This window comes from Streptomyces sp. NPDC058371 (assembly GCF_042723265.1).
Lineage (GTDB): Bacteria > Actinomycetota > Actinomycetes > Streptomycetales > Streptomycetaceae > Streptomyces.
In genome coordinates this window covers 140,955-166,132 of record NZ_JBHXJC010000003.1, presented here as the reverse complement: position 1 = coordinate 166,132, position 25,178 = coordinate 140,955, and the positions used below count along the sequence as shown (strand labels likewise).

At 71.4% G+C, this 25,178-nt stretch carries 24 protein-coding genes and 1 riboswitch; of the genes, 12 read left to right on the top strand and 12 right to left on the bottom strand.

Annotated features, from left to right (window positions below; genetic code table 11):
* Positions 1-40: 40 nt before the first annotated feature.
* Complete coding sequence (locus ACFWM2_RS12385) at positions 41-775, top strand: hypothetical protein (protein WP_383278288.1); 735 nt, start codon at positions 41-43, stop codon at positions 773-775.
* 183 nt (positions 776-958) lie between these two features.
* Complete coding sequence (locus tag ACFWM2_RS12380; RefSeq protein WP_383277006.1) at positions 959-2,062, top strand: GNAT family N-acetyltransferase; 1,104 nt, start codon at positions 959-961, stop codon at positions 2,060-2,062.
* Between the two features lie 66 nt (positions 2,063-2,128).
* Here ACFWM2_RS12380 and ACFWM2_RS12375 read toward each other — a convergent pair whose 3' ends face one another.
* Both ACFWM2_RS12375 and ACFWM2_RS12370 read right to left on the bottom strand, forming a co-directional pair.
* A complete protein-coding gene (locus tag ACFWM2_RS12375) occupies positions 2,129-2,401 on the bottom strand; it encodes a DUF4031 domain-containing protein (protein ID WP_383277003.1) in 273 nt (90 codons plus the stop codon).
* The gene (locus tag ACFWM2_RS12370; protein ID WP_383277000.1) at positions 2,398-2,781 is read right to left on the bottom strand and encodes a hypothetical protein; all 384 of its coding nucleotides are present in this window, start codon (positions 2,779-2,781) and stop codon (positions 2,398-2,400) included. The genes ACFWM2_RS12375 and ACFWM2_RS12370 overlap by 4 nt, the downstream gene beginning before the upstream one ends.
* Before the next feature lie 55 nt (positions 2,782-2,836).
* Here ACFWM2_RS12370 and ACFWM2_RS12365 point away from each other — a divergent pair, with 55 nt between their 5' ends.
* From ACFWM2_RS12365 to ACFWM2_RS12350, 4 genes are all read left to right on the top strand, one after another.
* Positions 2,837-3,763, top strand: a complete 927-nt coding sequence (locus ACFWM2_RS12365; RefSeq protein ID WP_383276997.1) for a MurR/RpiR family transcriptional regulator — start codon at positions 2,837-2,839, stop codon at positions 3,761-3,763.
* A gap of 107 nt (positions 3,764-3,870) precedes the next feature.
* Entirely contained in the window at positions 3,871-4,866 is a 996-nt protein-coding gene (murQ, locus tag ACFWM2_RS12360) for an N-acetylmuramic acid 6-phosphate etherase (RefSeq protein ID WP_383276994.1), read from the top strand.
* Between the two features lie 15 nt (positions 4,867-4,881).
* The gene (locus ACFWM2_RS12355; protein ID WP_383276991.1) at positions 4,882-6,333 is read left to right on the top strand and encodes a PTS transporter subunit EIIC; all 1,452 of its coding nucleotides are present in this window, start codon (positions 4,882-4,884) and stop codon (positions 6,331-6,333) included.
* On the top strand, positions 6,330-6,917 hold the full coding sequence (locus ACFWM2_RS12350; RefSeq protein ID WP_383276988.1) for a hypothetical protein: 588 nt from the start codon (positions 6,330-6,332) through the stop codon (positions 6,915-6,917). Before ACFWM2_RS12355 ends, ACFWM2_RS12350 begins: the two co-directional genes overlap by 4 nt.
* A gap of 3 nt (positions 6,918-6,920) precedes the next feature.
* Here ACFWM2_RS12350 and ACFWM2_RS12345 read toward each other — a convergent pair whose 3' ends face one another.
* From ACFWM2_RS12345 to thrC, 5 genes are all read right to left on the bottom strand, one after another.
* Entirely contained in the window at positions 6,921-8,054 is a 1,134-nt protein-coding gene (locus tag ACFWM2_RS12345) for an NADH:flavin oxidoreductase (RefSeq protein WP_383276985.1), read from the bottom strand.
* A gap of 275 nt (positions 8,055-8,329) precedes the next feature.
* Positions 8,330-9,955, bottom strand: a complete 1,626-nt coding sequence (gene groL, locus ACFWM2_RS12340) for a chaperonin GroEL (protein ID WP_383276982.1) — start codon at positions 9,953-9,955, stop codon at positions 8,330-8,332.
* A gap of 367 nt (positions 9,956-10,322) precedes the next feature.
* Positions 10,323-10,526 (bottom strand): cold-shock protein, encoded by a 204-nt coding sequence (locus ACFWM2_RS12335; protein WP_005315736.1) that lies wholly within the window; start codon positions 10,524-10,526, stop codon positions 10,323-10,325.
* A 449-nt stretch (positions 10,527-10,975) separates the two neighbouring features.
* Positions 10,976-11,254 (bottom strand): MoaD/ThiS family protein, encoded by a 279-nt coding sequence (locus tag ACFWM2_RS12330; protein ID WP_383276977.1) that lies wholly within the window; start codon positions 11,252-11,254, stop codon positions 10,976-10,978.
* 115 nt (positions 11,255-11,369) lie between these two features.
* Complete coding sequence (gene thrC, locus ACFWM2_RS12325; RefSeq protein WP_383276974.1) at positions 11,370-12,671, bottom strand: threonine synthase; 1,302 nt, start codon at positions 12,669-12,671, stop codon at positions 11,370-11,372.
* 17 nt (positions 12,672-12,688) lie between these two features.
* Positions 12,689-12,848, bottom strand: a riboswitch (SAM riboswitch).
* 171 nt (positions 12,849-13,019) lie between these two features.
* Between thrC and ACFWM2_RS12320 the strand changes: the two genes are divergently transcribed.
* On the top strand, positions 13,020-13,964 hold the full coding sequence (locus ACFWM2_RS12320) for a glucosyl-3-phosphoglycerate synthase (RefSeq protein ID WP_383276971.1): 945 nt from the start codon (positions 13,020-13,022) through the stop codon (positions 13,962-13,964).
* Between the two features lie 106 nt (positions 13,965-14,070).
* Positions 14,071-15,474, top strand: a complete 1,404-nt coding sequence (locus ACFWM2_RS12315; protein ID WP_383276968.1) for a trehalose-6-phosphate synthase — start codon at positions 14,071-14,073, stop codon at positions 15,472-15,474.
* Positions 15,475-15,559: 85 nt separating this feature from the next.
* On the opposite strand, the gene otsB is transcribed toward ACFWM2_RS12315, so the two are convergent.
* From otsB to ACFWM2_RS12300, 3 genes are all read right to left on the bottom strand, one after another.
* Positions 15,560-16,414 carry a trehalose-phosphatase gene (otsB, locus tag ACFWM2_RS12310; protein WP_383276965.1) on the bottom strand — a complete coding sequence of 285 codons (855 nt, stop codon included), beginning with the start codon at positions 16,412-16,414 and terminating at the stop codon, positions 15,560-15,562.
* A 120-nt stretch (positions 16,415-16,534) separates the two neighbouring features.
* Entirely contained in the window at positions 16,535-16,762 is a 228-nt protein-coding gene (locus ACFWM2_RS12305; RefSeq protein ID WP_383276962.1) for a DUF3263 domain-containing protein, read from the bottom strand.
* Positions 16,763-16,830: 68 nt separating this feature from the next.
* Positions 16,831-18,048 (bottom strand): ABC transporter substrate-binding protein, encoded by a 1,218-nt coding sequence (locus ACFWM2_RS12300; protein WP_383278285.1) that lies wholly within the window; start codon positions 18,046-18,048, stop codon positions 16,831-16,833.
* 197 nt (positions 18,049-18,245) lie between these two features.
* On the opposite strand from ACFWM2_RS12300, the gene ACFWM2_RS12295 reads away from it, so the two are divergent.
* The 4 genes from ACFWM2_RS12295 to ACFWM2_RS12280 all read left to right on the top strand — a co-directional run bounded on the left by ACFWM2_RS12295 (position 18,246) and on the right by ACFWM2_RS12280 (position 21,953).
* Positions 18,246-19,196, top strand: a complete 951-nt coding sequence (locus ACFWM2_RS12295) for an ROK family protein (protein ID WP_383276959.1) — start codon at positions 18,246-18,248, stop codon at positions 19,194-19,196.
* Complete coding sequence (gene nagA, locus ACFWM2_RS12290) at positions 19,196-20,341, top strand: N-acetylglucosamine-6-phosphate deacetylase (RefSeq protein ID WP_383276956.1); 1,146 nt, start codon at positions 19,196-19,198, stop codon at positions 20,339-20,341. Before ACFWM2_RS12295 ends, nagA begins: the two co-directional genes overlap by 1 nt.
* Before the next feature lie 146 nt (positions 20,342-20,487).
* Positions 20,488-21,417 carry a 1-phosphofructokinase family hexose kinase gene (locus ACFWM2_RS12285; protein WP_383276953.1) on the top strand — a complete coding sequence of 310 codons (930 nt, stop codon included), beginning with the start codon at positions 20,488-20,490 and terminating at the stop codon, positions 21,415-21,417.
* Between the two features lie 74 nt (positions 21,418-21,491).
* A complete protein-coding gene (locus ACFWM2_RS12280) occupies positions 21,492-21,953 on the top strand; it encodes a hypothetical protein (RefSeq protein WP_383276950.1) in 462 nt (153 codons plus the stop codon).
* Positions 21,954-22,039: 86 nt separating this feature from the next.
* On the opposite strand, the gene ACFWM2_RS12275 is transcribed toward ACFWM2_RS12280, so the two are convergent.
* Both ACFWM2_RS12275 and cdgB read right to left on the bottom strand, forming a co-directional pair.
* Positions 22,040-23,014, bottom strand: coding sequence for a carbohydrate-binding protein (locus tag ACFWM2_RS12275; RefSeq protein ID WP_383276947.1), 975 nt, complete (start codon positions 23,012-23,014; stop codon positions 22,040-22,042).
* A gap of 119 nt (positions 23,015-23,133) precedes the next feature.
* The gene (gene cdgB, locus ACFWM2_RS12270) at positions 23,134-24,819 is read right to left on the bottom strand and encodes a diguanylate cyclase CdgB (protein WP_383276944.1); all 1,686 of its coding nucleotides are present in this window, start codon (positions 24,817-24,819) and stop codon (positions 23,134-23,136) included.
* Positions 24,820-25,178 lie beyond the last annotated feature (359 nt).

Genomic DNA, 25,178 nt, shown 5'->3' with positions numbered 1-25,178 from the left:
GCCCGTGGGGGCGGAGAGGACAATGAACGCCATGGCAGAAATGGCGGAGGAAGAAGCGGCGAGGGCCGGGGCGGCGGCACGGCACCCCGCGTACGAGGCCCTGACGGAGCGCTGGGCGGCGGCGGTCGCGGAGGCCCGCGGCACGGACTCCGGCGACAGCGCGCCCTCGCGGACCCCGGCGGCGCCGGACCCGGAGATCCGGAGGACGCCTGCCCTCCCCTACGCCGAGAACCTCCTCGCCCGCTGGGCCGAGCCCCAGCGGCGCTATCACACCGTCGATCACCTCGTCGCGGTGCTGGACCGGGTCGACGTACTGGAGGAGTACGCGGACGACCCGGCCGTGGTCCGGCTCGCGGCGTGGTTCCACGACGCGGTGTACCTCCCCGACCGGTCGACGAACGAGGAGCGCTCCGCGCGGCTCGCCGAGCGGGCCCTGCCCGAGCTGGGCGTGGCCGCGTCCCGCACGGCCGAGGTCGCCCGCCTGGTCCGCCTCACCGTCACCCACGACCCGCAGCCGGGCGACGCCGACGGCGCCGTCCTCTGCGACGCCGACCTCGGGATCCTGGCCGCACCCCCGGAGGCGTACGCCGCCTACACGGCCGCCGTCCGCGAGGAGTACGGCTTCGTCCCGCCGGACGCCTTCCGCGCGGGCCGGGCGGCGGTGCTGAGTCAACTCCTGGACCTGCCAAGGCTGTTCCGGACGCCGTACGGGCAGCGGGAATGGGAGACACCCGCCCGGGACAACCTCCGCGCGGAGCTGGACCGGCTCGCCTAGCTCCTGTCCGGGTCCGCACGCACGCTGGACCGGCCCGTATCGGCACCACCGGCGGACCCTGGCTCGACGGCACGGTCGTCGACGCCGGGTTCGGCTGCGCCTCGACGGCCCACGCCCGGTGGCCGGCCGGCCGCGGCCAGGAATCCGGTTCGCACAGAGGTATGAACCCCCTATTCTCGCCGCATGCGAGACATGGGCGGGGATCAGGTCGAGGAAGCCGTCGCGGGGGCCGCGGCACTGCTGCGGACGGTGGCCGGACGAGACTGGGAAGGGGTCAAGGCGGGCCGCGTGGAGTGGAGTTGCCGGGCGACCGCCGTGCACGTCGCGGAGGATCTCATCGCGTACGCGGGCCAGCTGGCCGGCCGGGCGTCCACGGCGTACGTCCCCTTCGAGATCGTGATCGAGGAGGGCACCGACAACGCGGGCGTCATCGAGGTGATCGAGACGACCGGCGCCCTGCTCGCCGCCACCGTACGCACCACGCCCCGCGAGACCCGCGCCTTCCACCCGTACCCCTTCGGCGGCGCGAACCGCGAGGGCTTCGCCGCGATGGGCATCACCGAAGTCCTGCTGCACACGCATGACATCGCCGAAGGACTCGGCCTGTCGTACGAGCCCCCGGCCCAGCTCTGCCAGGACGTCCTCGCGCGGATCTTCCCGCACGTCCGGCCCGGCCCCGATCACTGGCGCACCCTGCTGTGGGCCACCGGCCGCGGTGACCTGCCGGACCGCGCGCCGCTCACCGAGTGGCGCTGGAACAACAACCTGGTCGTCCCCGCCGAGCGCCTCACCCTGCAGGGCGTCACGCCCGCGGCCGCCGCCGATCTCACCGCCGGCGGCACCGGCGGCTTCGAGTGGATCGAGGGCGGCCCCTTCGAGGGCACGGTCTCGGCGGCCGGCATGGTCGCCAAGGCGTACGCGGCCGGCACGCACCGCCCGGAGTGGGGCATGTTCGTGCTCGTCCGGCGCGAGGACGGACGCGCGGTCGGCGCGATCGGCTTCCACGGCGTCCCGGACGGGGAGAGCCGCGCCGAGGTCGGCTACGACCTGGTGGAGGCGGCCCGCGGCAACGGTTACGCCACCGAGGCCCTGCGCGCGCTCTCCGAGTGGGCCCTGGCCCGCGACGACGTGAAGCTCCTCTTCGCGGCCGTCGAGCGCTCCAACGTCCCTTCGCAGAAGGTGGTTTCGCGCGCCGGGTTCGGCCGGGCGAGCGCGGACGTGGAGCGGGAGGCGTACGAACTGCACGGTCTGGACCGGTCGTTGCAGCTGTACGCGCGCGAAAGCTGAGCCACGCACGCAGGCCTGCGGCGACCGACGCGGCGACGGGTCAGCAGGGCCCCCGCTGCCGACGGATCAGCGGGGGCCCGCCCACCGCTTGGCCCTGCGCAGTCCGGAGCCGTGCAGCAGCCGCACCACCTCGCGGCTGCCGACCTCCACCGCGCCCGCCCGCACGACCTCCGCGTACCGGTGCGACGGGATGTCGTAGTGGTCCCGCTCGAAGGCGCGCCGCGGCACGCCCAACCCCTCAGCGAACAGGTGCAGTTCGTCGTACGACACGTCGCTGACCAGGTGGGACCACATCCGCCCGTGCCCCGGCCAGGTGGGCGGATCTATGTAGAGCGTCACGACGAGGGCGTCCCGCCCAGGGCCGGCCCCAGTGAGCCCACCGACGCGACCTTCACTCCCGCCTGGTGGCAGACCCAGTGCGGGTCGGGCCCCAACTCGGGCTCCACGTCGAGGGCGTGCGGGTCGCCCGAGCCGCAGACGGGGCACAGCGGCCACCGCCCGTACCGCTCCAGGAGCGCGTCCTGGACGTCCTGGGCGACCAGACCCGCCACGTACGCCGTGCCCTCCGGCCACTGCTCGACCCACCAGCGGCGCTGCGTCACCGACTCCTCGACCAGGGAGACGACGTCGGCCTCGGCGACCTGGCCCGCGACGAGATCGGCGAGCACGAGCGCGCGCGCCGCGTGCAACGCCTGCTCCAGGGGGCTGATGGGGTCCATGCACCCATTGTGCGCACCCTTGACCGTATGCCCCAACGGAAAATATCTTTCAGAGGTGACCCATGTTGTGAAGGAAATTTTCGCCGGGGAGGCGCCGCCCGCCCCCGCCGCCCTCGCGGCCAAGGTGCGCACGCTGGCTCCGTCGATGACCCGCTCCATGCAGCGGGTCGCCGAGGCCGTCGCAGGCGACCCGGCCGGCTGCGCGGCCCTCACGGTCACCGGCCTCGCCGAGCTCACCGGCACCAGCGAGGCGACGGTGGTCCGCACCGCCCGCCTCCTCGGCTACCCCGGCTACCGTGACCTGCGCCTCGCCCTGGCCGGCCTCGCCGCCCAGCAGCAGTCGGGCCGGGCGCCCGCCGTCACCGCGGACATCGCGGTCGACGACCCGATCGCGGACGTCGTCGCCAAGCTCGCCTACGACGAGCAGCAGACCCTCGCCGACACGGCGGCCGGGCTCGACACGGTCCAGCTCGGCGCGGCGGTCACCGCGCTCGCCGCCGCCCGCCGCGTCGACATCTACGGCGTCGGGGCGTCCGGCCTGGTCGGCCAGGACCTCGCCCAGAAGCTGCTGCGCATCGGCCTGATAGCCCACGCGCACAGCGATCCGCACCTCGCCGTCACCAACGCGGTGCAGCTGCGCGCCAAGGACGTGGCGATCGCGATCACCCACTCGGGGTCGACCGGCGACATCATCGAGCCCCTCCGGGTCGCCTTCGAACGCGGTGCGACGACGATCGCCGTCACCGGCCGCCCCGACGGGCCCGTGACGCAGTACGCGGACCACATCCTCACGACGTCGACGGCCCGCGAGAGCGAGCTGCGGCCGGCGGCGATGTCGTCCCGTACGAGTCAGCTGCTCGTCGTGGACTGTCTGTTCGTGGGGGTCGCCCAGCGGACCTACGAGACCGCGGCGCCCGCCCTGTCCGCCTCGTACGAGGCACTGGCGCACCGCCACAGCCCGCGCGGCAGCGCGCGCCGCTGACGCCCGCCCGTCCCCTGCCCTTGCCTGCCGTAGATCCGACGACGCATCCACGGAACGTACGCACCCGCCACCGTGCGTACGGAAAGCACCGGAAAGAGCCGTTCCACATGACCTCCACCGCCGACGCCTCCTCCAACCACCGCGATCTCCGGGGCGAGAGCCAGCGCTCCCTCCCGGACGACCACTACCGCGATCTGCGGGCCGAGTTGGAGACGCTGACCACCGAGGCGTTCCGCCCCGAACTCTCCGAGATCGACCGGCTGCCCACGGTCGAGATCGCCCGGCTGATGAACGGCGAGGACGCGACCGTGCCGGCCGCGGTCGCCGCGCAGCTCCCGCTCATCGCCGCCGCCATCGACGCCGTCGCGGAGCGGATGTCCCGCGGCGGCCGGCTGATCTACGCGGGCGCGGGCACCGCGGGCCGGCTCGGCGTCCTGGACGCGTCCGAGTGCCCGCCCACGTTCAACACCGACCCGTCCGAGGTCGTCGGCCTGATCGCGGGCGGTCCGAGCGCCATGGTCACCTCGATCGAGGGCGCGGAGGACTCCAGGGAGCTGGCCGCGGCCGATCTGGCGGCCCTCTCGCTGACGGCCGACGACACGGTGGTCGGCGTCTCCGCCTCCGGCCGCACCCCGTACGCCATCGGCGCGGTCGAACACGCCCGCGGCCAAGGCGCGTTGACGGTCGGCCTGTCCTGCAACGCGGACAGCGCCCTCGCGGCCGCCGCGGAGCACGGCATCGAGGTCGTGGTGGGTCCCGAGCTGCTGACCGGCTCCACCCGGCTGAAGGCGGGCACCGCCCAGAAGCTGGTCCTCAACATGCTCTCGACGATCACGATGATCCGGCTGGGCAAGACGTACGGGAACCTGATGGTCGACGTCCGCGCGTCGAACGAGAAGCTCCGCGCCCGCTCCCGGCGCATCGTGGCCCTGGCCACCGGCGCCTCTGACGAGGAGATCGAGTCCGCCCTCGCCGCCACGGACGGCGAGGTCAAGAACGCGATCCTGACGATCCTGGGCGGGGTGGACGGGCCGACGGCCGCCCGCCTTCTGGAGGACAGCGCGGGCCACCTGCGCGCCGCGCTGGCCGCCGCCCGCGACTGACCGCACCCTCGGGGGGTGCCCACAACGAACGGCCCCGCCCCCCACACCACCACCGCCGCCGCGCTGCTCCCGCTCGTCGGCGGCGCCGAGAACGTCGTCTCCGTGGCCCACTGCATGACCCGCCTGCGGCTGGGTCTGCGGGACCGGGCCCAGGTCCGGGAGGACGCCCTCAGGGCCCTTCCTGCCGTACTCGGCGTCGTCGACGACGACACGTACCAGATCGTCCTGGGCCCCGGCGCGGTCGCCCGGGTGGCCGGGGAGTTCGAGGCGCTCGTGGCCGCGCGCCCGACCACCGCCGACGAACTGACGGTCAGGGGCGCCCAGTTGAAGGCGGCCCAGCGGCAGCGCAACGCGACACCGCTCAGGCTGCTGCTCCGCCGCCTCGCGAACATCTTCGTCCCGCTGATCCCCGCCCTGATCGGCTGCGGCATCATCGCGGGCCTCAACGGCCTGCTCGTCAACCTCCACCTGCTGCCGTCCCTCACCCCCGCGCTCACCGCCATCGCCTCCGGCTTCATGGCCCTGATCGCCGTCTTCGTGGGCTACAACACCGCGCAGGAGTTCGGCGGCACCCCGGTCCTCGGCGGCGCCGTCGCGGCGATCGTCGTGTACGCGGGGGTCGCGAAGGTGACGGCCTTCGGCATGACGCTCTCCCCCGGCCAGGGCGGCGTCCTGGGCGCCCTGGCCGCCGCCCTCCTGGCGACGTACGTCGAGAAGGCCTGTCGCGGCCGCGTCCCGGGCACCCTCGACGTCCTGCTCACCCCGGCCGTCACCGTGCTCGTCGCCGGCCTGGTGACGCTCTACGGCCTGATGTACGTGGCCGGCGAGGTCTCGGCCGCCATCGGTACGGCGGCGAACTGGCTGCTGTCCACCACGGGCGCCTTCGCCGGTCTGGTCCTGGGCGGCCTCTTCCTGCCCCTGGTGATGCTCGGCCTGCACCAGGCGCTGATCCCCATCCACACCACCCTCATCGAGCAGCAGGGCTACACCGTCCTGCTGCCCCTGCTGGCGATGGCGGGCGCGGGCCAGGTCGGCGCGGCACTCGCGGTGTACGTCCGGCTGCGCCACGACCAGTCGCTGCGGACGACGATCAGGTCGGCGCTCCCGGCCGGCCTGCTGGGCGTGGGCGAACCCCTGATCTACGGCGTCTCGCTGCCGCTCGGGCGGCCGTTCGTCACGGCCTGCGCGGGCGGCGCCGCCGGCGGTGCGTTCGTCGGGTTCTTCTCGATGCTCGGCGACCGGGTCGGCTCGACGGCGATCGGCCCCTCGGGCTGGGCCCTGTTCCCCCTGCTGTCCGGCAACCGGTCCCTGGCCCTGACCGCCGCGATCTACGCGGGCGGCCTGCTGACCGGCTATCTCACCGGCTTCGCGGCCACCTGGTTCTTCGGCTTCGACGGGACTGTCCGAGACGTGTGCGATTCTGCGGTAGGACAGAGCACCGCCCGGGGAGGGAACCCAACACCGTGAACCACGCACAGCTGACCGCTCTGGGCCGCGCCCTGCGGCTGCTCGGCGAGCACGGGGACGTGCTGAGCGCCGACACCGCCGACGCGAAGCTGCACGAGGTGAAGGCCGACCTGAAGCGGGCCCTCGACCTGCTCGACGACACCGTCACCACCGCGGTCCCCACCACACGCTGCGCCGAGCATCCGAACGGGCCGGTCGACGAGGGGGCCGGCGACCTCTGCCTGCTCTGCGAGACCCGCCGCAGGACCGCCCGCCGCTCCCAGGTCAACGGCGCCTACGGGCACGGCCGCTCCGCCGGCCCCGACGAGTCCCCCGACCGCACCAAGTCCCGCTACGGCGTTCGCGAGGACCGCCCCCAGCCTCAGCAGCGCTGGCTCCCGGAGGTGTGGAGCGGCCAGGCGTGGCAGCTCTGCGGCACCCCGCGGCGCGACCGCCTCGAGGCCGAGCGCTACCTCGCGGCCGAGCGCAGAACCCCGCGGCCCGGCATGGCCTACCGCCTGGTCCATGAGTTCACGGACTACGAGGTCCTGCGCATCTGGGGCACCCCGGTCAAGATCGACATCGAGCCGATGGGGAACGTGTAGGGCTCAGGCGAGGCTGCGCAGCGACGCCGGGTCGTAGGCACCCAGCTCGCCGAGGCGGCCGTCGAGGACCTTCGCCGCCCACTGCGGGTCCTGGAGCAGCGCACGGCCGACGGCGACCAGGTCGAACTCGTCGCGCTCCAGACGGTCCAGCAGGTCGTCGATCGTCTTGGTCTCGGCGCCCTGACCCTGGAAGGCCTTGATGAAGTCGCCGTCCAGGCCGACCGAGCCGACGGTGATGGACGGCTTGCCGGTGAGCTTCTTGGTCCAGCCGGCCAGGTTCAGGTCGGAGTCGTCGAACTCGGGCAGCCAGTAGCGGCGCGTGGAGGCGTGGAAGGCGTCCACGCCGGCCTCGACGAGCGGGGTGAGCAGGGCGTCGAGCTCGGCCGGGGTCTCCGCGAGCCGGGCCTTGTACGCGTCCTGCTTCCACTGCGAGTAGCGGAAGAGGACGGGGAAGGTCGGGGAGACCGACGCGCGCACGGCGGCGACGAGCTCGACCGCGAATCGCGTACGGGCCACCGGGTCGCCGCCGTACGCGTCGGTGCGGCGGTTGGTGCCCTCCCACAGGAACTGGTCGATCAGGTAGCCGTGCGCGCCGTGCAGTTCGACCCCGTCGAAGCCGATCCGCTCGGCTGCGGCGGCGGCCTCGGCGAACGCCGCGATGACGTCGTCCAGATCGGCCTGCGTCATCGCCTTGCCGCCCTCGGTGCCGTCGGGGCGCAGACCGGAGGGGCCGACGGCCGGGGCGTCGGCGAAGGGCGGGTCGCCCGCGTTGCGCACCGTGCCGATGTGCCACAGCTGCGGCACGATCCGGCCGCCCGCCGCGTGCACGGCGTCGGCGACCTTCGCCCAGCCCGCCAGCTGCTCCTCGCCGTGGAACCGCGGGACGCGGTCGCTCTGCCCGGCCGACTCGTGGCCCACGTACGTGCCCTCGGTGACGATCAGGCCCACGCCCGCGGCGGCGCGGCGCGCGTAGTACGACGCCACGTCCTCACCGGGCACGCCGCCCGGGGAGAACTGCCGGGTCATCGGCGCCATCACGATCCGGTTGGGGACGGTCAGGCCGTTCAGCGAGACCGGCCGGGACAGGATCTGGGCCGCCCGGGTGGCCGAGGCGGAGGGGGAGGCGGTGGTAGTCACGTGGGGGATTCCTCAAAGTTCGGGGAGTGGTCGGGAGTCGGACATTCCAGCTGGTATGTGCACATGCATCAACCAGCCCTCCCCCGTCAACCGACCCACCCGCCAGGTCATTCCGCCGCCCCACCTCCCCCGGCTGTGATCCCGGCCACGCCGGCCTTCATCGGCCGCACGGAGCACACCGGGAACACCGGCGGCGGCACCGGAAAACACCCGAGGGCGGCACCCCCTGGAGAAGGGGTGCCGCCCTCGGAAAGGACGAGCCTGATCCGGCAGGATCAGAAGTCCATGTCACCGCCCGGCATGCCGCCCGGAGCGCCGCCGGCAGCGGCCTTCTCCGGCTTGTCGGCGATGACGGCCTCGGTGGTGAGGAACAGCGCGGCGATGGACGCGGCGTTCTGCAGGGCAGAGCGCGTGACCTTCGCCGGGTCGATGATGCCTTCGGCGATCATGTCGACGTACTCACCGGTCGCGGCGTTCAGGCCGTGACCGACGGGCAGGTTGCGCACCTTCTCGACGATGACGCCACCCTCGAGACCACCGTTGACGGCGATCTGCTTGAGCGGGGCCTCCAGGGCGAGCTTCACGGCGTTGGCGCCGGTCGCCTCGTCACCCGTCAGCTCCAGCTTCTCGAAGACCGAGGAGGCCTGGATGAGGGCCACGCCACCACCGGCGACGATGCCCTCCTCGACGGCCGCCTTCGCGTTGCGAACGGCGTCCTCGATGCGGTGCTTGCGCTCCTTGAGCTCGACCTCGGTGGCGGCACCGGCCTTGATGACGGCCACGCCGCCGGCCAGCTTCGCCAGACGCTCCTGGAGCTTCTCGCGGTCGTAGTCCGAGTCCGAGTTCTCGATCTCGGCGCGGATCTGGTTGACCCGGCCGGCGACCTGGTCGGCAGAGCCGGAGCCGTCGACGATCGTGGTCTCGTCCTTGGTGATGACGACCTTGCGGGCACGGCCCAGCAGGTCGACGCCCGCGTTCTCCAGCTTGAGGCCGACCTCCTCGGAGATGACCTCGCCGCCCGTGAGGATGGCGATGTCGCCGAGCATGGCCTTGCGGCGGTCACCGAAGCCCGGAGCCTTGACGGCAACGGACTTGAAGGTGCCACGGATCTTGTTGACCACCAGGGTCGACAGGGCCTCGCCCTCGACGTCCTCGGCGATGATCAGCAGCGGCTTGCCCGACTGCATGACCTTCTCGAGGAGCGGGAGCAGGTCCTTGACGTTGGAGACCTTGGAGTTGGCGATCAGGATGTACGGGTCGTCGAGGACGGCCTCCATACGCTCCATGTCGGTGGCGAAGTACGCCGAGATGTAGCCCTTGTCGAAGCGCATACCCTCGGTGAGCTCCAGCTCCAGACCGAAGGTCTGGGACTCCTCGACGGTGATGACGCCTTCCTTGCCGACCTTGTCCATCGCCTCGGCGATGAGCTCGCCGATCTGGGTGTCGGCGGCGGAGATGGAGGCCGTGGAAGCGATCTGCTCCTTGGTCTCGACATCCTTGGCCTGCTCGAGCAGGGCGCCGGAGACGGCCTCGACGGCCTTCTCGATACCACGCTTGAGGGCCATCGGGTTGGCACCCGCGGCGACGTTGCGAAGGCCCTCGCGGACCAGCGCCTGCGCCAGAACGGTCGCGGTGGTCGTACCGTCACCGGCGACGTCGTCCGTCTTCTTGGCGACTTCCTTGACCAGCTCAGCGCCGATCTTCTCGTACGGGTCCTCGAGCTCGATCTCCTTGGCGATGGAAACACCATCGTTGGTGATCGTGGGGGCGCCCCACTTCTTCTCGAGGACGACGTTGCGACCCTTGGGACCAAGGGTGACCTTGACGGCGTCGGCGAGCTGGTTCATCCCGCGCTCGAGACCGCGCCGTGCCTCCTCGTCGAACGCGATGATCTTGGCCATGTGAAGTGGTCCTCCCGGACTGGGGTGGATTGCTCCGGACCGTGTTGGCGCCCGCGACGGACGGCCTGCGTGCCTCGTGGTTCCTTGCCCCACTTGGCCTGCGGGCCTCACCGACCCGGTCCATAGTTGTCACTCTCACCTTCAGAGTGCTAACGCCAATGATTAGCACTCGACCCCTCCGAGTGCAAGCGCCTGTCGGGAACCCCGGGGCGGTCCGGGGACGCGCGAAGCAGGACCCGGCGGGCGATCCGGGAACGCCCGGACGGTACCCGGCGGGCTGCCCGGGAACGCCCGAAGGGCTCCCAACCCTGGGGGGATGGGAGCCCTTCGACGTGAGTGCGTGCGTCGGTGGTCGATCGCGCCTAGATCAGACGGCGAGCTTGACCATGTCCGCCTGCGGACCCTTCTGGCCCTGCGAGATCTCGAACTCCACTCGCTGACCCTCTTCAAGGGTGCGGTAGCCGTCCATCTGAATCGCGCTGTAATGCACGAAGACGTCCGCACCACCGTCGACCGCGATGAAGCCGTACCCCTTCTCCGCGTTGAACCACTTGACGGTGCCCTGAGCCATGCCTAACTCCCCTATTACTGGCCCTTGCACAGATCCACACTTCGCGGATCCGGGTCAGACCTCACCCCCCAAACGGTTGGGGGTGTGCGCCGGAACGCGTCGACCGCGGCTGAATGTATCTGTCCAACTGCCGTCTGCAACAGGTCAATCGGACGAGAATTCTGGGCAAGCCCGATCGGGAATATGTGGAGAATTTGCACACATTCAGGGCAAGTCGGGCCCCATAAATGCCGTAATCGGCACAAAAATACCGGGCATTTTGGCTACTTCTTGTCGGGCACCGAGCGAAGGCTCATATGCGCCCGGCATGAAAGGAGAAGCGGCTTCCCCAACTGTACCGCGCTCAACCATGCAGAATTGCCCCCTCCGTTTCTCTCACGGAGAGGGCAATTCGGTGAACTCTGAGTGGTCGGACCGGGGCTGCGGCCGTTTGTCCGGCCTTCAGCCCGTCAGCAGCCGCCGGCCACGGCCGGAATGATCGAGACGCCCGCGCCGTCCGGCGTCGCCGTCTCCAGGCCCTGCTCGAAGCGGACGTCGTCGTCGTTCACGTACACGTTGACGAAGCGGCGCAGCTTGCCCTGGTCGTCCAGGACACGCGCGGCGATGCCCGTGTGGTTCTTCTCCAGGTCCGCGATGACCTCGGCGAGGGTCTTGCCCTCGGCGGGGACCTCGGCCTTGCCGCCCGTGTAGGTGCGCAGGATGGTGGGGATACGGACGTTGACGCTCATGCCTTGTGACCTCCGGTCGGAAGCGCCCCTCCAGGGGCGCGGGGCTCCGTTGACTGTGCGGCTCCGCCGCGTGGGCGCGACCAGCCCCCACTGGCCCGCAGAGAAACAACGACCTTTACGCGAGCCCAGCTTCCCTGAAGGACTCGAGGTTCGGGCGGATCGTCGCGGTGAGCCCCGTACCGGCCACCGCGTCCAACGTCTTGAGACCGTCACCCGTGTTGAGGACGACCGTCGTGAGCGTCGGGTCGAGCAGCCCGTTCTCGATCAGCTTCTTCGCGACACCCACGGTCACGCCACCCGCCGTCTCGGCGAAGATGCCCTCCGTGCGCGCGAGGAGCTTGATCGCGTCGACCACCTGCTCGTCGTTGACGTCCTCCACCGCACCGCCCGTGCGCCGCGCGATGTCGAGCACGTAGGGCCCGTCGGCCGGGTTGCCGATGGCGAGCGACTTGGCGATGGTGTTCGGCTTCTGCGGCCGTACGACGTCGTGCCCGGCCTTGTAGGCGACGGACACCGGCGAACAGCCCTCGGCCTGGGCACCGAAGATCTTGTACGGCTTGTCCTCGACGAGCCCGAGCTCGATCAGCTCCTTCAGACCCTTGTCGATCTTCGTGAGCTGGGAGCCGGAGGCGATCGGCACGACCAGCTGGTCCGGCAGCTGCCAGCCGAGCTGCTCGCAGATCTCGTACGCCAGGGTCTTGGAGCCCTCCGCGTAGTACGGCCGCAGGTTGACGTTGACAAAGCCCCAGCCCTCGCCGGCCGAGTCGCCGATCAGCTCGGAGCAGAAGCGGTTCACGTCGTCGTAGTTGCCCTCGATACCGACGAGCTCGCCGCCGTAGATCGCGGCCATGACGATCTTGCCCTGCTCCAGGTCGTGCGGGATGAACACACAGGAGCGGAAGCCGGCGCGGGCGGCGGCGGCACCGACGGCGCCGGCCAGGTTGCCCGTGGAGGAGCAGGAGAGGGTGGTGAAGCCGAAGGCGCGGGCGGCCTCGATCGCCTGGGCGACGACGCGGTCCTTGAAGGAGTGCGTCGGGTTGCCGGAGTCGTCCTTGACGAAGAGCTTGCCGGAGTCGACACCCAGCTCGCGCGCCAGGTTGTCGGCCTGGACGAGCTTGGTCCAGCCCGGGTTGATGTTCGGCTTCTCGGCGACGTCCGCGGGGACCGGCAGCAGCGGCGCGTAGCGCCAGATGTTCGCGGGGCCCGCTTCGATGCGCTTGCGGAGCTCCTCGGTGTCGTAGCCGGAGAAGTCGTACGCGATCTCCAGCGGGCCGAAACACTCCTCGCAGGCGAAGACCGGGCCGAGCGGCACGCGGTGTCCGCATTCCCGGCACGAGAGAGCCGCGGCGGGACCCAGATCGACGGAGTTCGCGGCGGTGGCGGAGTTCGTGGTGCTTGCAACTGTCTGCGCAGCCATGGAGGCGAGGCCCTTTCTCCTCATCTTCCTCACGACGCACTTCGCCGTGAGACGGATTTGGCACCTTCCCTAGTCGGGAGCCTCGCGGAACTGATCAGCAGCGATCAGTGACGAGAACCGACTGGAGGGTTGCCGGGGCTTCAACGGGCCGTATCCCTCTGCCCCTCTGGATGAGCGGTATTCAGTTGTTGTTCGGTGGTGCACGGGGACGCGCCAGGACATGCGATGGTCATCCGCGTTGTTCAAGACTGTAACCGAAGGCCAGGACAGTTGAGATAGTCGTCCGAACCGCGAGATGGATCACATACCTGAAGGACCATGTGATCGAACAGTGAGGAGCCGCAGACTGTGCTGGAAGAAGTCGAGCGCTGGCTGAGCACCCGCTCCTGGTCCATGACCGATCGCCCGCTCCACAAGCTCATTGCCGCGAAACGCACCTCGGGCTCGACGGTCAGCGTAGTGCTGCCCGCGCTCAACGAGGAGGAGACCGTCGGCGAGATCGTCGCCGTCATCCGCCACGATCTGATGCAGCAGATCCCGCTCGTCGACGAGATCGTCGTGGTCGACTCGGGTTCGACGGACCGCACCTCGGAGGTGGCCGCCGCGGCGGGCGCCCGCGTGGTCCACCGGGACGAGATCCTGCCGCGTCTGGCGGCCGTCCCCGGCAAGGGCGAGGTCCTGTGGCGGTCGCTGCTGGTGACGAGCGGTGACATCGTCTGCTTCATCGACGCGGACCTCAAGGAGTTCTCGTCCGACTTCGTCTCCGGGATCGTGGGGCCGCTGCTCACCGACCCCGGAGTGGACCTCGTCAAGGCCATGTACGACCGGCCTCTGGGCTCGGCGGCGGGCCAGGGCGGACGGGTCACCGAGCTCATGGCGCGCCCGCTGCTGAACATGCACTGGCCGCAGCTGGCGGGGTTCGTCCAGCCGCTCGGCGGGGAGTACGCCGCCCGCCGCTCCCTGCTGGAACAGCTCCCGTTCCCGGTCGGGTACGGCGTCGAGCTGGGCATGCTCGTCGACGCCCTGCACCTGGTGGGCCTCGACTCGCTCGCCCAGGTCGACGTCGGCGTCCGCAAGCACCGCCATCAGGACGGGCAGGCGCTGGGCCGGATGGCCGCCGCGATCTACCGGACCGCGCAGCTGCGGCTGGCCCGCGGGCATCTGATCCGTCCCGCCCTCACCCAGTTCGAGCGGGGCGAGGACGGCTTCGAGCCGCGCACCTACTCCGTGGACACGGAGGAACGGCCGCCGATGGTGGACATCAGGGAGTACCAGACACGCAGAGTGGCCTGACCGGACCGCCGGACACACTCAGTGACGAAATCCGCCGGTTGTATACGGTCTCGCCGTACTCGGCCCGTACGTTTGAGCGTTTCCGAGCCGGGCTAGGTTGAGGCTTATGGCTTCCACGCACGGCGCCCACCAGATTCTCGTCGCCTCCAACCGCGGCCCGGTCTCCTACGAGGTACGCGAGGACGGCTCGCTCCACGCCAAGCGCGGCGGGGGCGGGCTGGTCTCGGGTCTGTCCGCGATCGGGCCCGACGCGGGCGCCCTGTGGGTGTGCGCCGCGCTCGGCGACGGGGACCGCGAGGCGGTGCGGCGCGGGGTCGGCGAGGACGGCGTGCGGATGCTGGACATCGACGCCGAGGTGCACGCGGACGCGTACAACGGCATCGCCAACTCGGTGCTGTGGTTCGTCCACCACATGCTGTACCAGACCCCGCTGGAGCCGGCCTTCGACGCGGAGTTCCGGCGCCAGTGGGCCTCGTACGAGACCTACAACCGCGCCTTCGCCGAGGCGCTGGCCGACGAGGCGGCGTCCGGTGCCTCCGTCCTCGTCCAGGACTACCACCTGACCCTGGTGCCCGGGATGCTCCGCGAGCTGCGGCCCGATCTGCGCATCGGGCACTTCTCGCACACCCCGTGGGCGCCGGTCGACTACTTCCGGATGCTGCCGGACGACATCGCCGAGCAGGTGCTGCGCGGGATGTTGGGCGCGGACCGCCTCGGCTTCCTCACCCACCGCTGGGCGAGCGCCTTCACGGCCTGCTGCGACGCGCTCGTCGGCGGTGTCGGGGACACCCGGATCGGTGTGCACGGCCTGGGCGCGGACGCGGACTTCCTGCGGAGGCGCTCGCACGAGGCGGACGTCGACGAGCGGATGGCGGCACTGCGGGAGCAGATCGGGACCACCTCCGACGGGGCCCCGCGCAAGGCGGTCGTGCGGGTCGACCGGACCGAGCTGTCGAAGAACATCGTGCGCGGGCTGCTGGCCTACCGGCAGCTCCTGGAGGACCAGCCGTCGTGGCGCGAGCGGGTGGTGCACGTCGCCTTCGCCTATCCCTCCCGCCAGGACCTGGCGGTGTACCGGGACTACACGGCCGAGGTGCAGCGCGTCGCGGACGAGATCAACTCCCGGTACGGGACGGCGGACTGGACCCCGGTGGTGCTGCACGTCAAGGACGACTTCGCCCGCTCGCTGGCCGCCTACCGGCTCGCGGACGTGGCGCTCGTCAACCCCATCCGGGACGGCATGAACCTGGTCGCCAAGGAGGTGCCGGTCGTCTCCGACGAGGGATGCGTGCTGGTGCTGTCCCGGGAGGCGGGGGCGCACGAGGAGCTGGGCGAGGACGCGGTCACGGTGAACCCGTACGACGTGATCGGCACCGCCCGCGCGCTGCACGAGGCGCTGACGATGCCGGTCGACGAACGCGTCCGGCGCACCAAGCGGCTGGCCGCCGCGGCGACGGCGCTGCCGCCCGCCCAGTGGTTCCTGGAGCAGCTGCACGCCCTGGAGGCCTGATCACGAACGGCCCACGGCCGTCAGCCGAGCCGGCCCTCGAACAAGGTCCGCAGCCCACGACGCCCGGCACGTCGTCCTACGGCAGTCAGCCGAGTCGGGACGCCAGTGACGTGAGCAGGGCGACGACGCCGGGCGGGCCGTCCACCACCAGGTCGGCGCGGTCCGCCAGTTCGGCCACCTCCACGCTGCCGCTGCACACCAGCAGGCCCGGGACGCCGTCGGAGCGGAGCTTGTCGACGGCGGCGAAGGCGGGCAGGTCGCCCAGGTCGTCGCCGGCGTAGAGGACGGCCTCCGCGCCGATCTCGCGGACGTACTCCAGGAGGGCGACGCCCTTGTCCATGCCGGGGGGCCGCAGCTCCAGGACCATCCGGCCCGGCTCGACGATCAGGCCGTGGCGGGTGGCGAGGCCGGCGAGCGGCTCGCGCAGCGTCTCGAAGGCGGCCTGCGGGTCCGCCGCACGGCGGGTGTGGACCGCGACCGCGCGCCCCTTCTCCTCGATCCAGGTGCCCTGCCAGGCGCCGATCTCGTCCAGGAATCCGGGCAGTTCGGCCCGGACGGCGGCGACGCCGGGGTGCGGCGCGGGGGCGTTGACCGTGCCGCTCACCGCGTCCCAGCGCTCGGCGCCGTAGTGCCCGAGGACGACGAGGTGTTCCAGGCCCGGTACGCCCGCGAAGCCCCCGTGGCGGACCGCGACGCCGGCCGGCCGGCCGGTGACGACCGCCACGGACGCGACCTTCGGGGCGAGTGCCGCGAGGGCGGGGACCGCGTCGGGGTGGGCGCGGGCCTGCTCGGGGTCGGCGACGATCGGTGCGAGCGTCCCGTCGAAGTCGAGCGCGATCACGGCGCGGCCCGGCCGCGCGAGGATGGCGTCGAGACCCTCGCGCCCGGCCGGGGTCGCGGGGGTCGGCAAGGGGTCCCTGGAGTCCGTATGGCTGCCCATGCCTCGACCCTATCCGGGCGGGGCCGGGCGCACCCATGGCTCATCAGGTCATGGAGTGATCGGCAGCGCGTCAGGATTGACCGGCAGTGAGTCAGGAAGTGACCGGCGGCGCTCCCCGGCTCAGCGCTCCGCCCGGCGGGCGTCGCGGACCCGGCGCAGTCGGTTCACCGTCACCGGGTCGTGGGCAAGCGCCCTCGGATCGTCCAGCAGGGCGTTGAGCAGCTGGTAGTACCTGACCGGCACCAGGCCCAGCTGCTCGCGGATCGCCCGCTCCTTGGCGCCCGGTCCCGGCCAGCCCCGGCGCTCCATGGCGAGGACGGCCCGCTCCCGGGGGGTGAGCTCTTCCATGGCCGACACGGTAGCCCCCGGCACCGACAACGAGAGGCGGCACAGCCCGGGACAGGCGCCCCGCCCGGCTACTCCGCGGCCTCCGCCTGCGCCGCCTTGCGCTGCAGTTCGCCCAGGACGGCCGACGAGCTGCCGTTCGGGCTCACCGCCTTGCCGATCTGGCTCTTGATGTCGGCACTGACGCCGGCCCAGGAGGTCTTGCCGACCGGGTAGAGCTGCGAGGAGGGGAGTTCCTTGAGGAAGGAGGCGAGGTCCTTGTCGTCCTGGTCGGCGGCCATGGCCTCGGACGCGGACGTGGTCACCGGCAGCAGGTCGTACTGGTGGGAGAAGGCGAGCACGTTCTTCTCGCTGTAGACGAAGTCGAGGAAGTCGCGGACCTGTTCGCGGTGGCCGTGCTGCTTGAAGGCCATCATCCAGTCGGCGACACCCATCGTGGCCTTGGCCTTGCCGTTGATGCCGGGCATCGGCACCATGCCGAACTTCACGCCCTTCTCGGCGGCCATCTTCATCAGCGTGGGATGCCCGTTGAGCATGCCGACCTCGCCGCGCGCGAAGGCGGCGAAGGCGTCGGCGCGGTTGAGCTTCGCGGGCGCGGTCGGGCCGGTGAGCCCCTTGCCGACCAGGTCGTTCTTGAGCCAGGCGAACGTCTTGACGTTCTCCGGCGAGTCCAGCGAGTACGTGCCGACGTCCTGGGTGTAGCCGCCGCCCCCGCTCAGCAGCCACTGCATGGTCTCCGCCTGCGCCTCCTCGGGGCCCAGCGGCAGCGCGTACGGGTACTTCACGCCCTTGGCCTTCAGCACCTTGGCGTCGGCGGCGAGCTGGCTCCAGGTCTGCGGCGGGGTGATGCCGGCCTCGGAGAACAGCGTCTTGTTGAAGAAGAGCAGCCGGGTGGAGGAGGCGAACGGCATGCCGTAGTGCACCCGGTTCATCTGCCCCGCCTCACTGAGCTGGGGGACGAAGTCGGCCTGGGTGGGTATGGAGAGCACGTCGTCGGCCTCGTACAGCTTGCCCGCGGCGGCGTAGTCGGCGTACGCGCCGATCTGCGCCATGTCGGGCGCCTTGCCGGCGTCGACCATCTCCCGGACCTTGCGGTCGACGTCGTTCCAGGAGTAGACGCTGACCTCGACCTTGATCCCGGAGTGCTCGGCCTCGAACTCCTTGACCAGTTCGTCCCAGTACTTCTTCGAGCTGTTCGCCGAGGAGTCGCCGTAGTCCGCGGCCACCAGCCGCAGGGTCACGTCACCTGAGCCCGCCGAGCCGCCGCAGCCGGCGAGGGTCGCCGTCATGCCCAGCGCGGACCCCACCGCGATCAGTCCTGTCCTACGCCGCTGCACAGCCCGTCCCCAACCCTGCCTTCAGTGCCCGTTGTCGGGCGCTTCGTCCGGACGTCACTGTCCCGACAGTTGTCTCGAAGTATGGAGACAAGGTCTACACCACGTAAGTGGACTAGACCTCTCCTGGGGTAAGGGGCGACACTGTCCCCGTGAGACATGTCATCGCCCTCGATGTGGGCGGCACCGGGATGAAGGCCGCCCTGGTCGGCGCCGAGGGCGAGCTGCTCCACCAGGCCCGCCGGGCGACCGGCCGGGAGCGCGGGCCCGACGCCGTGGTCGAGACGATCCTCGGCTTCGCGGCCGAACTGCGCGCCCACGGCGAACTGCACCTCGGCGAACCCGCCGCGGCCGCCGGCGTGGCCGTCCCCGGCATCGTCGACGCCGCCCTCGGCCTCGCGGTGTATTCGGCCAACCTCGGCTGGCGGGACGTGCCGCTGCGCCGGCTGCTCAGCGAGCGGTTGCACGGCGTCCCGGTCGCGCTCGGCCACGACGTGCGCACCGGCGGCCTCGCGGAGGGCCGGATCGGCGCGGGGCAGGGAGCGGACCGCTTCCTGTTCGTGCCGCTGGGGACCGGGATCGCGGGCGCGATCGGCATCGACGGCAAGGTCGAGGCGGGCGCGCACGGCTTCGCGGGCGAGATCGGCCACATCGTCGTACGGCCCGGCGGGACCGCCTGCCCCTGCGGCCAGCGCGGCTGTCTGGAGCGGTACGCCTCCGCGGCGGCCGTCAGCCAGGCCTGGGCGGAGGCGTCCGGGGACCCGGGCGCGGACGCGGCCGACTGCGCCAAGGCCGTGGAGTCCGGCGACGAACGGGCCGTACGCGTCTGGCAGGACGCCGTGGACGCGCTCGCCGACGGGCTCGTCACCGCGCTCACCCTGCTGGACCCGCGCACCCTGATCATCGGTGGCGGTCTCGCCGAGGCCGGAGAAACCTTGTTCACACCGCTGCGGGCGGCCGTGGAACGGCGCGTCACCTTCCAGAAACTGCCGGCCGTCGTCGCCGCCGACCTCGGAGACACGGCCGGATGTCTGGGCGCCGGACTCCTCGCCTGGGATCTACTCGAAACCGACAGCACCGACCGCTCGGAGGTAACCACCTGATGGCCCCTAGCAAGGTTCTCGCCGGCGCCCAGGTGGTCCTGCCCACCGGGACCGTGAACGGCGGCCGCGTGATCGTCGACGGCACGCGCATCGCCGGGAGCGCTCCCGCGGACTCGGAGACCCTCGATCTCTCCGGCCACTGGCTCGTCCCGGGCTTCGTGGACCTGCACAACCACGGCGGCGGTGGCGCGTCCTTCACCTCCGGAACGGTCGAGGACGTCCTCAAGGGCGTCCACACCCACCGGCTGCACGGCACGACGACGGTCGTCGCCTCCACCGTCACCGGTGACCTGGACGGTCTCGCCCAGCGCGCCGGGCTGCTCTCCGAGCTGGCCGAGCAGGGCGATATCGCGGGCGTCCACTTCGAGGGCCCGTTCATCTCGCCGTGCCGCAAGGGCGCGCACTCCGAGGAGCTGCTGCGCGACCCGGACCCGGCGGACGTCCGCAAGCTGATCGACGCCGCCCGCGGTCACGCCAAGATGGTCACCCTCGCCACCGAGCTGCCCGGTGGCCTGGACTCCGTACGGCTGCTCGTCGAGCACGGGGTGATCGCGGCGATCGGGCACACGGACGCGACGTACGAGCAGACGCAGGACGCCATCGACGCCGGCGCGACCGTGGCGACGCACCTGTTCAACGCGATGCCCCCGCTCGGCCACCGCTCCCCCGGCCCGATCGCGGCGCTTCTGGAGGACGAGCGCGTCACGGTCGAGCTGATCAACGACGGCACGCATCTGCACCCCGCCTCCCTGGAGCTCGCCTTCCACCACGCGGGCGCGCACCGGGTGGCGTTCATCACCGACGCGATGGACGCGGCGGGCTTCGGCGACGGCCTCTACATGCTCGGCCCGCTGGGGGTCGAGGTCAGCGACGGCGTCGCCCGCCTGGTGGAGGGCGGCTCGATCGCGGGCTCCACCCTCACCCTCGACCGCGCCTTCAAGCGGGCGGTCACCATCGACCGGCTGCCGGTCGAGGACGTCGTCACGGCCCTGTCCGCCAACCCGGCCCGCCTGCTCGGCATGTACGACCGAGTGGGCTCCCTGGAACCGGGCAAGGACGCCGATCTGGTGGTCCTGGACGCGGAGTTCGAGCTCAAGGGCGTGATGCGGCGCGGCGAATGGGTGGTCGTTCCCCAACTGGGGTGATCCGTCCGCTTGTTGGAGCGCACTCGAACGTACGGCGGTTGACCCGGAGGACTGGGCCGACCGCCGTTGTCTTTGGCATGATCGGAACCTCCGGAACAGCCCGGCAAGCGGGTACCCAGCTTCAACTTCGGGGGAGGTCGGCCCAGATGATCCTCACGGTCACGCTGAACACCGCTCTCGACATCACCTATCGCGTACGGTCCCTGACCCCGCACACCTCGCACCGGGTGACGGAGGTGACCGAACGCCCCGGCGGCAAGGGCCTGAACGTGGCCCGGGTGCTCGCCGCCCTCGGTCACGAGGTGACGGTCACGGGCTTCGTAGGCGGCGCGACCGGAGACGCCGTGCGGGACCGGCTGACGCACACTGCGGGAGTGGTCGACGCGCTGCTTCCGGTGGCGGGCGCGACCCGCCGCACGATAGCCGTGGCGGACACGGCGACGGGCGACACGACCCAGCTCAACGAGCCGGGACCGACGATCACTTCGGCCGAGTGGGCCGCCTTCCACGAGGTCTACGAGGACCTGCTGCGCTCCGTGTCGGCGGTGGCCCTGTGCGGCAGCCTGCCGCCCGGGGTGCCGGTCGGGGCGTACGCGGGACTCGTCCGGGCGGCCCGCACGGCAGGGGTCCCGGTCCTCCTGGACACCAGTGGGGAGCCGCTGCGCCGGGGCATCGCCGCCCGTCCTGACATCGTCAAGCCGAACGCCGACGAACTGGCCGAACTCACCGGCTCCCACGACCCGTTGCAGGCCACCCGGGACGCCCGCAGACGGGGCGCGCACACGGTGGTGGCCTCACTGGGCGCGCAGGGGCTGCTCGCGGTGAACGCGGAGGGCCGCTGGCGGGCGGCACCGCCGCGCCGGGTGCGCGGCAATCCGACCGGCGCGGGCGACTCGGCGGTCGCGGGCCTGCTGTCCGGGCTGGTGGAACGCCTGCCGTGGCCGGAGCGCCTGGCCCGGGCGGTGGCCCTCTCGGCGGCGACCGTACTGGCCCCGGTGGCGGGCGAGTTCGACCACTCCGCATACGAGGAACTACTGGAGCGGGTGGCGGTCACGGAAGGCGCCACGGCGGCCTGAGTGCGGGCGCCCGCCGCCCGGCGCCGGGCGCCCGCCGCTCACGACAACAGGGAATCCGGCTGGAGTTGGGGAGCATGAGCAACAGGCGCATGTGGGGGCACTCGTGTCAGAGCTACGGCCGGCCCAGGGCCTACAGCCTGCACCCTTGGCGAGAAGAGTATTCCGGCCTGTCCCCTTACCGGCGGCAGCCCGGCTGGAGCCACTCGCTGGCCAGGTACGAGAACGGGAGCGGCTGGTGCTGCCCGGTGTGCGGCGCCGAATGGACCCTGTGGGTCGGACTCGGTGGCCTGCTGCGGTGCTGGCTGGCGGCACGCGACCAGGAGTCGGGAAAACAGTTCAACTTCGGGCCGGACGGCTCCTGGTGGTACCGCGGACACCGTGCGGAAGCCGAAGCGGCCGGCACCCGGTGCGCCCACACCCGGATCAAGGAGATAAGGGAGACGGGCCGACGGCACCCGGTGTCCGAGAGGAACATCCTGCTCTATCGCTGCCGGCGCTGCGGCAGGGTCGTCGAGTGGAAGCGCGCCGGAGAGTAGGGACAGCGGCGGCCTCCCCGCCCGCCCGGCAGCAGCGGAGCGGGACGCGAAGGCCGGCGGACCGTCCTGGCAGGCCGACGGATCGGCTACTTCTTCCAGCCCTTTACGAGCCACAGCTGGTCGAGATAGGCGTCACACTGGTTCCCCTGCTCGCAGGAGACCTTGATCGTGTTCGTGCCCTTGTTGAGCTGGATGTAGTTGTAGGTCTTCGTCCAGCCCTTCTCGTAGTCGCCCTGGCTCGCGCCCGTCCAGTTCTTCAGGTCGAGCGGATTGGTCTGCGGCTTGCCGTTGACCGTGAGGGTGGCGTTGGCGTCCACGCCGGGCACGCTGTAGCCGGTGTAGACGGTGTACTTCCCGCTCTTCGGGATGTCGTTCACCGTCCAGGTGACCGCGGCGCCGGCCTGGTTGAAGTTCGTCACATAGACGCCGCCGGCCGCCTTGGCGCCCTTGACGTCGGACGCGGTGGTCGCGCCGCCGTCCAGCTTCAGGGCCTTGGCGTCGATCGTGGGCAGGGCGCCCTCGTCACCGGACTGCTGGGTGGCCGACTCGCTGGGCTCGGCGCTGTTGGAGGCAGTCGAGGTCGCGCCCGTCGCGCTGCCGCCCTTGTCGTCGTCCGAGTCGCCGCCGAGCATCGCGATGCCGATGCCGATCACGACGGCGGCCACCACGGCGATCGCGCCGATCAGCAGCCCCTTGGTGTTGGGACCGCGGCCCCGCCCGCCGCCGTCGCCGGTGGGCGACTGCCGAGTGGGCGGCGGTCCACCGGGGCCGGTCTCGGGCGCCGCGTAGTGCGCGCTCGGCTGCCCGTAGGACTGCTGCTGGCCGTACTGCTGCTGCGGGACCTGGCCGTACTGCGCCGTCTGGGCCTGACCGTACTGCGCGGTCTGGCCCTGGCCGTACTGCCGTTCACCGACCGCGCGCACCCGGTTCACCGAGCCGGGGTAGCCGTAGCCACCGCCGCCACTCGGCGGCTGGGCTCCGGCGGCCTGCCCGTCGGCGTACAGATAGCCGAACGGGTCGTCGTCCTCGGGCGTGCTCGCGCCGTTGTTGCCGGGCGTCATCCCTAGGTACTCCTCTAACGGGTGCGGGTGCGATGCGGTACATGGATGAATGGCGAGCCTACCCGCTCCGGCGGGTCCAAACGGGTGACTCAGCCCTCACCCATCCACTGACCAGGGTGTTATCCAGCACGCCGATGCTGTTTGGGACGAGACCGTTTCTCTACGTACATCCGCTCGTCAGCGGATTTCAACACCTCGTCCGCCGTCATGCCGCAGTGTGCCCATCCGATGCCGAAACTCGCACCCACCCGGACGGCCCGTCCGTCGACCCGGATGGGCGGAATGATCGCGTTCCGCAGCCGTACGGCGAGGTCCTGCGCGTCCGCCCGGCCGAGCCCGTCGGCGAGGACCACGAACTCGTCACCGCCGAGCCGGGCGACCGTGTCACCGTCCCGGACGACGTTGGTCAGCCGTCTCGCCACCTCGACGAGCACCGCGTCGCCCGCGTTGTGCCCGAAGCGGTCGTTGATCGACTTGAAGCCGTCGAGGTCGCAGAAGAGCACCGCGAGGCCCTTGGCGCCGTCGTCGGTCTCGCCCTCGGGCGCGATGGTGTGGACATGGTGGTCGAAGGCGTCGAACGGCCCGGGGCCGGGCCGGAAGTCGAAGGCGTGTCCGCTGTCCCCGTCGTACGTGGCGGGAAGCTCCGGTGTGAGCGGGGCGTGCCCGTACGCCGCGTCCAGCGAGGCGACGGCGCCGGGCGGCAGGGACTGCGGCCGCTGGCAGAGGCGGGCGCCGAGCCGGGAGCGCAGCTCCGCCGAGTTCGGCAGGCCGGTCAGCGAGTCGTGCGAGGCGCGGTGGGCAAGCTGCAGCTCGCGGCGCTTGCGCTCCTCGATGTCCTCGACGTGGGTGAGCAGGAAGCGGGGCCCGTCGGCGGCGTCCGCGACCACGGAGTTGCGCAGGCTGACCCAGACATACGTGCCGTCGCGACGGCCGAGGCGCAGCTCGGCGCGGCCGCCCTCGGCGGAGGTCCGCAGCAGCGTGCCGACGTCCTCGGGGTGGACGAGGTCGGAGAACGAGTAGCGGCGCATCGCGGAGGCGGGGCGGCCGAGCAGCCGGCACAGGGCGTCGTTGGTCCGCAGGATCCGGCCGTGCTGGTCGCCGCCCATCTCGGCGATGGCCATGCCGGAGGGCGCGTACTCGAAGGCCTGGCGGAAGGACTCCTCGCTGGCGCGCAGGGCCTGCTGCTCGCGCTCGAGGCGCACCAGCGCGCGCTGCATGTTGGCGCGCAGCCGGGCGTTGCTGATCGCGATGGCCGCCTGGAACGCGTACATCTGGAGCGCCTCGCGGCCCCAGGCGCCGGGCCTGCGGCCGTTGCGCGGGCGGTCGACGGACAGCACGCCGATCAGCTCACCGGAGCCGCCGCCCTGGGCGCCGGGGGTGTGCATCGGCGCGAAGAGGCGGTCGGAGGGGTGCCACTCGTCCTCGAAGCGGGGCGCGGGCCCGTCGGTGTACCACTGCGGTACGTCGTCCTCGTCGAGGACCCAGCCCTCGGTGTGCGGTATGAAGCGCAGGTCGCCCCAGGCCTCGCCCATGTTGAGCCGACGGTCCCAGGAGGTGCGGGAGCCGACGCGGCCGGTGATGAGGGCCTCGGCTGCGGAGTTGCCGGCGAGCGCGGCGACGACGAGGTCGCCGTCGGGGCGTACGAGATTGACACACGCCAGCTCGTAGCCGAGGCCGTTGACCACGCCGTCGGCGACCGTCTGCAGCGTGTCCGCCAGGCTGCGCGCGGTGTTCATGTCCGCCATCACCTGATGCAGTTGCCGCAGGGTCGTCAGGCGGACGTACGGCTCCGACTCGGTCTCCATTCGCCCTCCCCCCGAGACCTCGCAGCAACTCCAGGGTTCTCTTCGGCGTACTTGGGTGCTCTTCGACGTACTGCTTCGAACCGCCTGTTCCGTACTGCTTGGTAGCTTCACGGGCAGCTGCTCGCAGCGTCCCAGCCACTGAATCACAGCGCGCTGCTCACTCGGTACACAGGGTCAACAAAATATGGCTCCTGTGACTCAAGTCACAGCAGAACATGAGCAATTGAGTGGAGTTTCTGCATTTTCGCTGTGCGTTTACCGACCGCAAATTGGGGGACTGTGCGGAGCCTGTGAGCGGTTGTGTCCGTCACGCAGGGGAGCGGGTGCCGAGGGGGTCCGTCACCGGGTCCGCCGCCGGG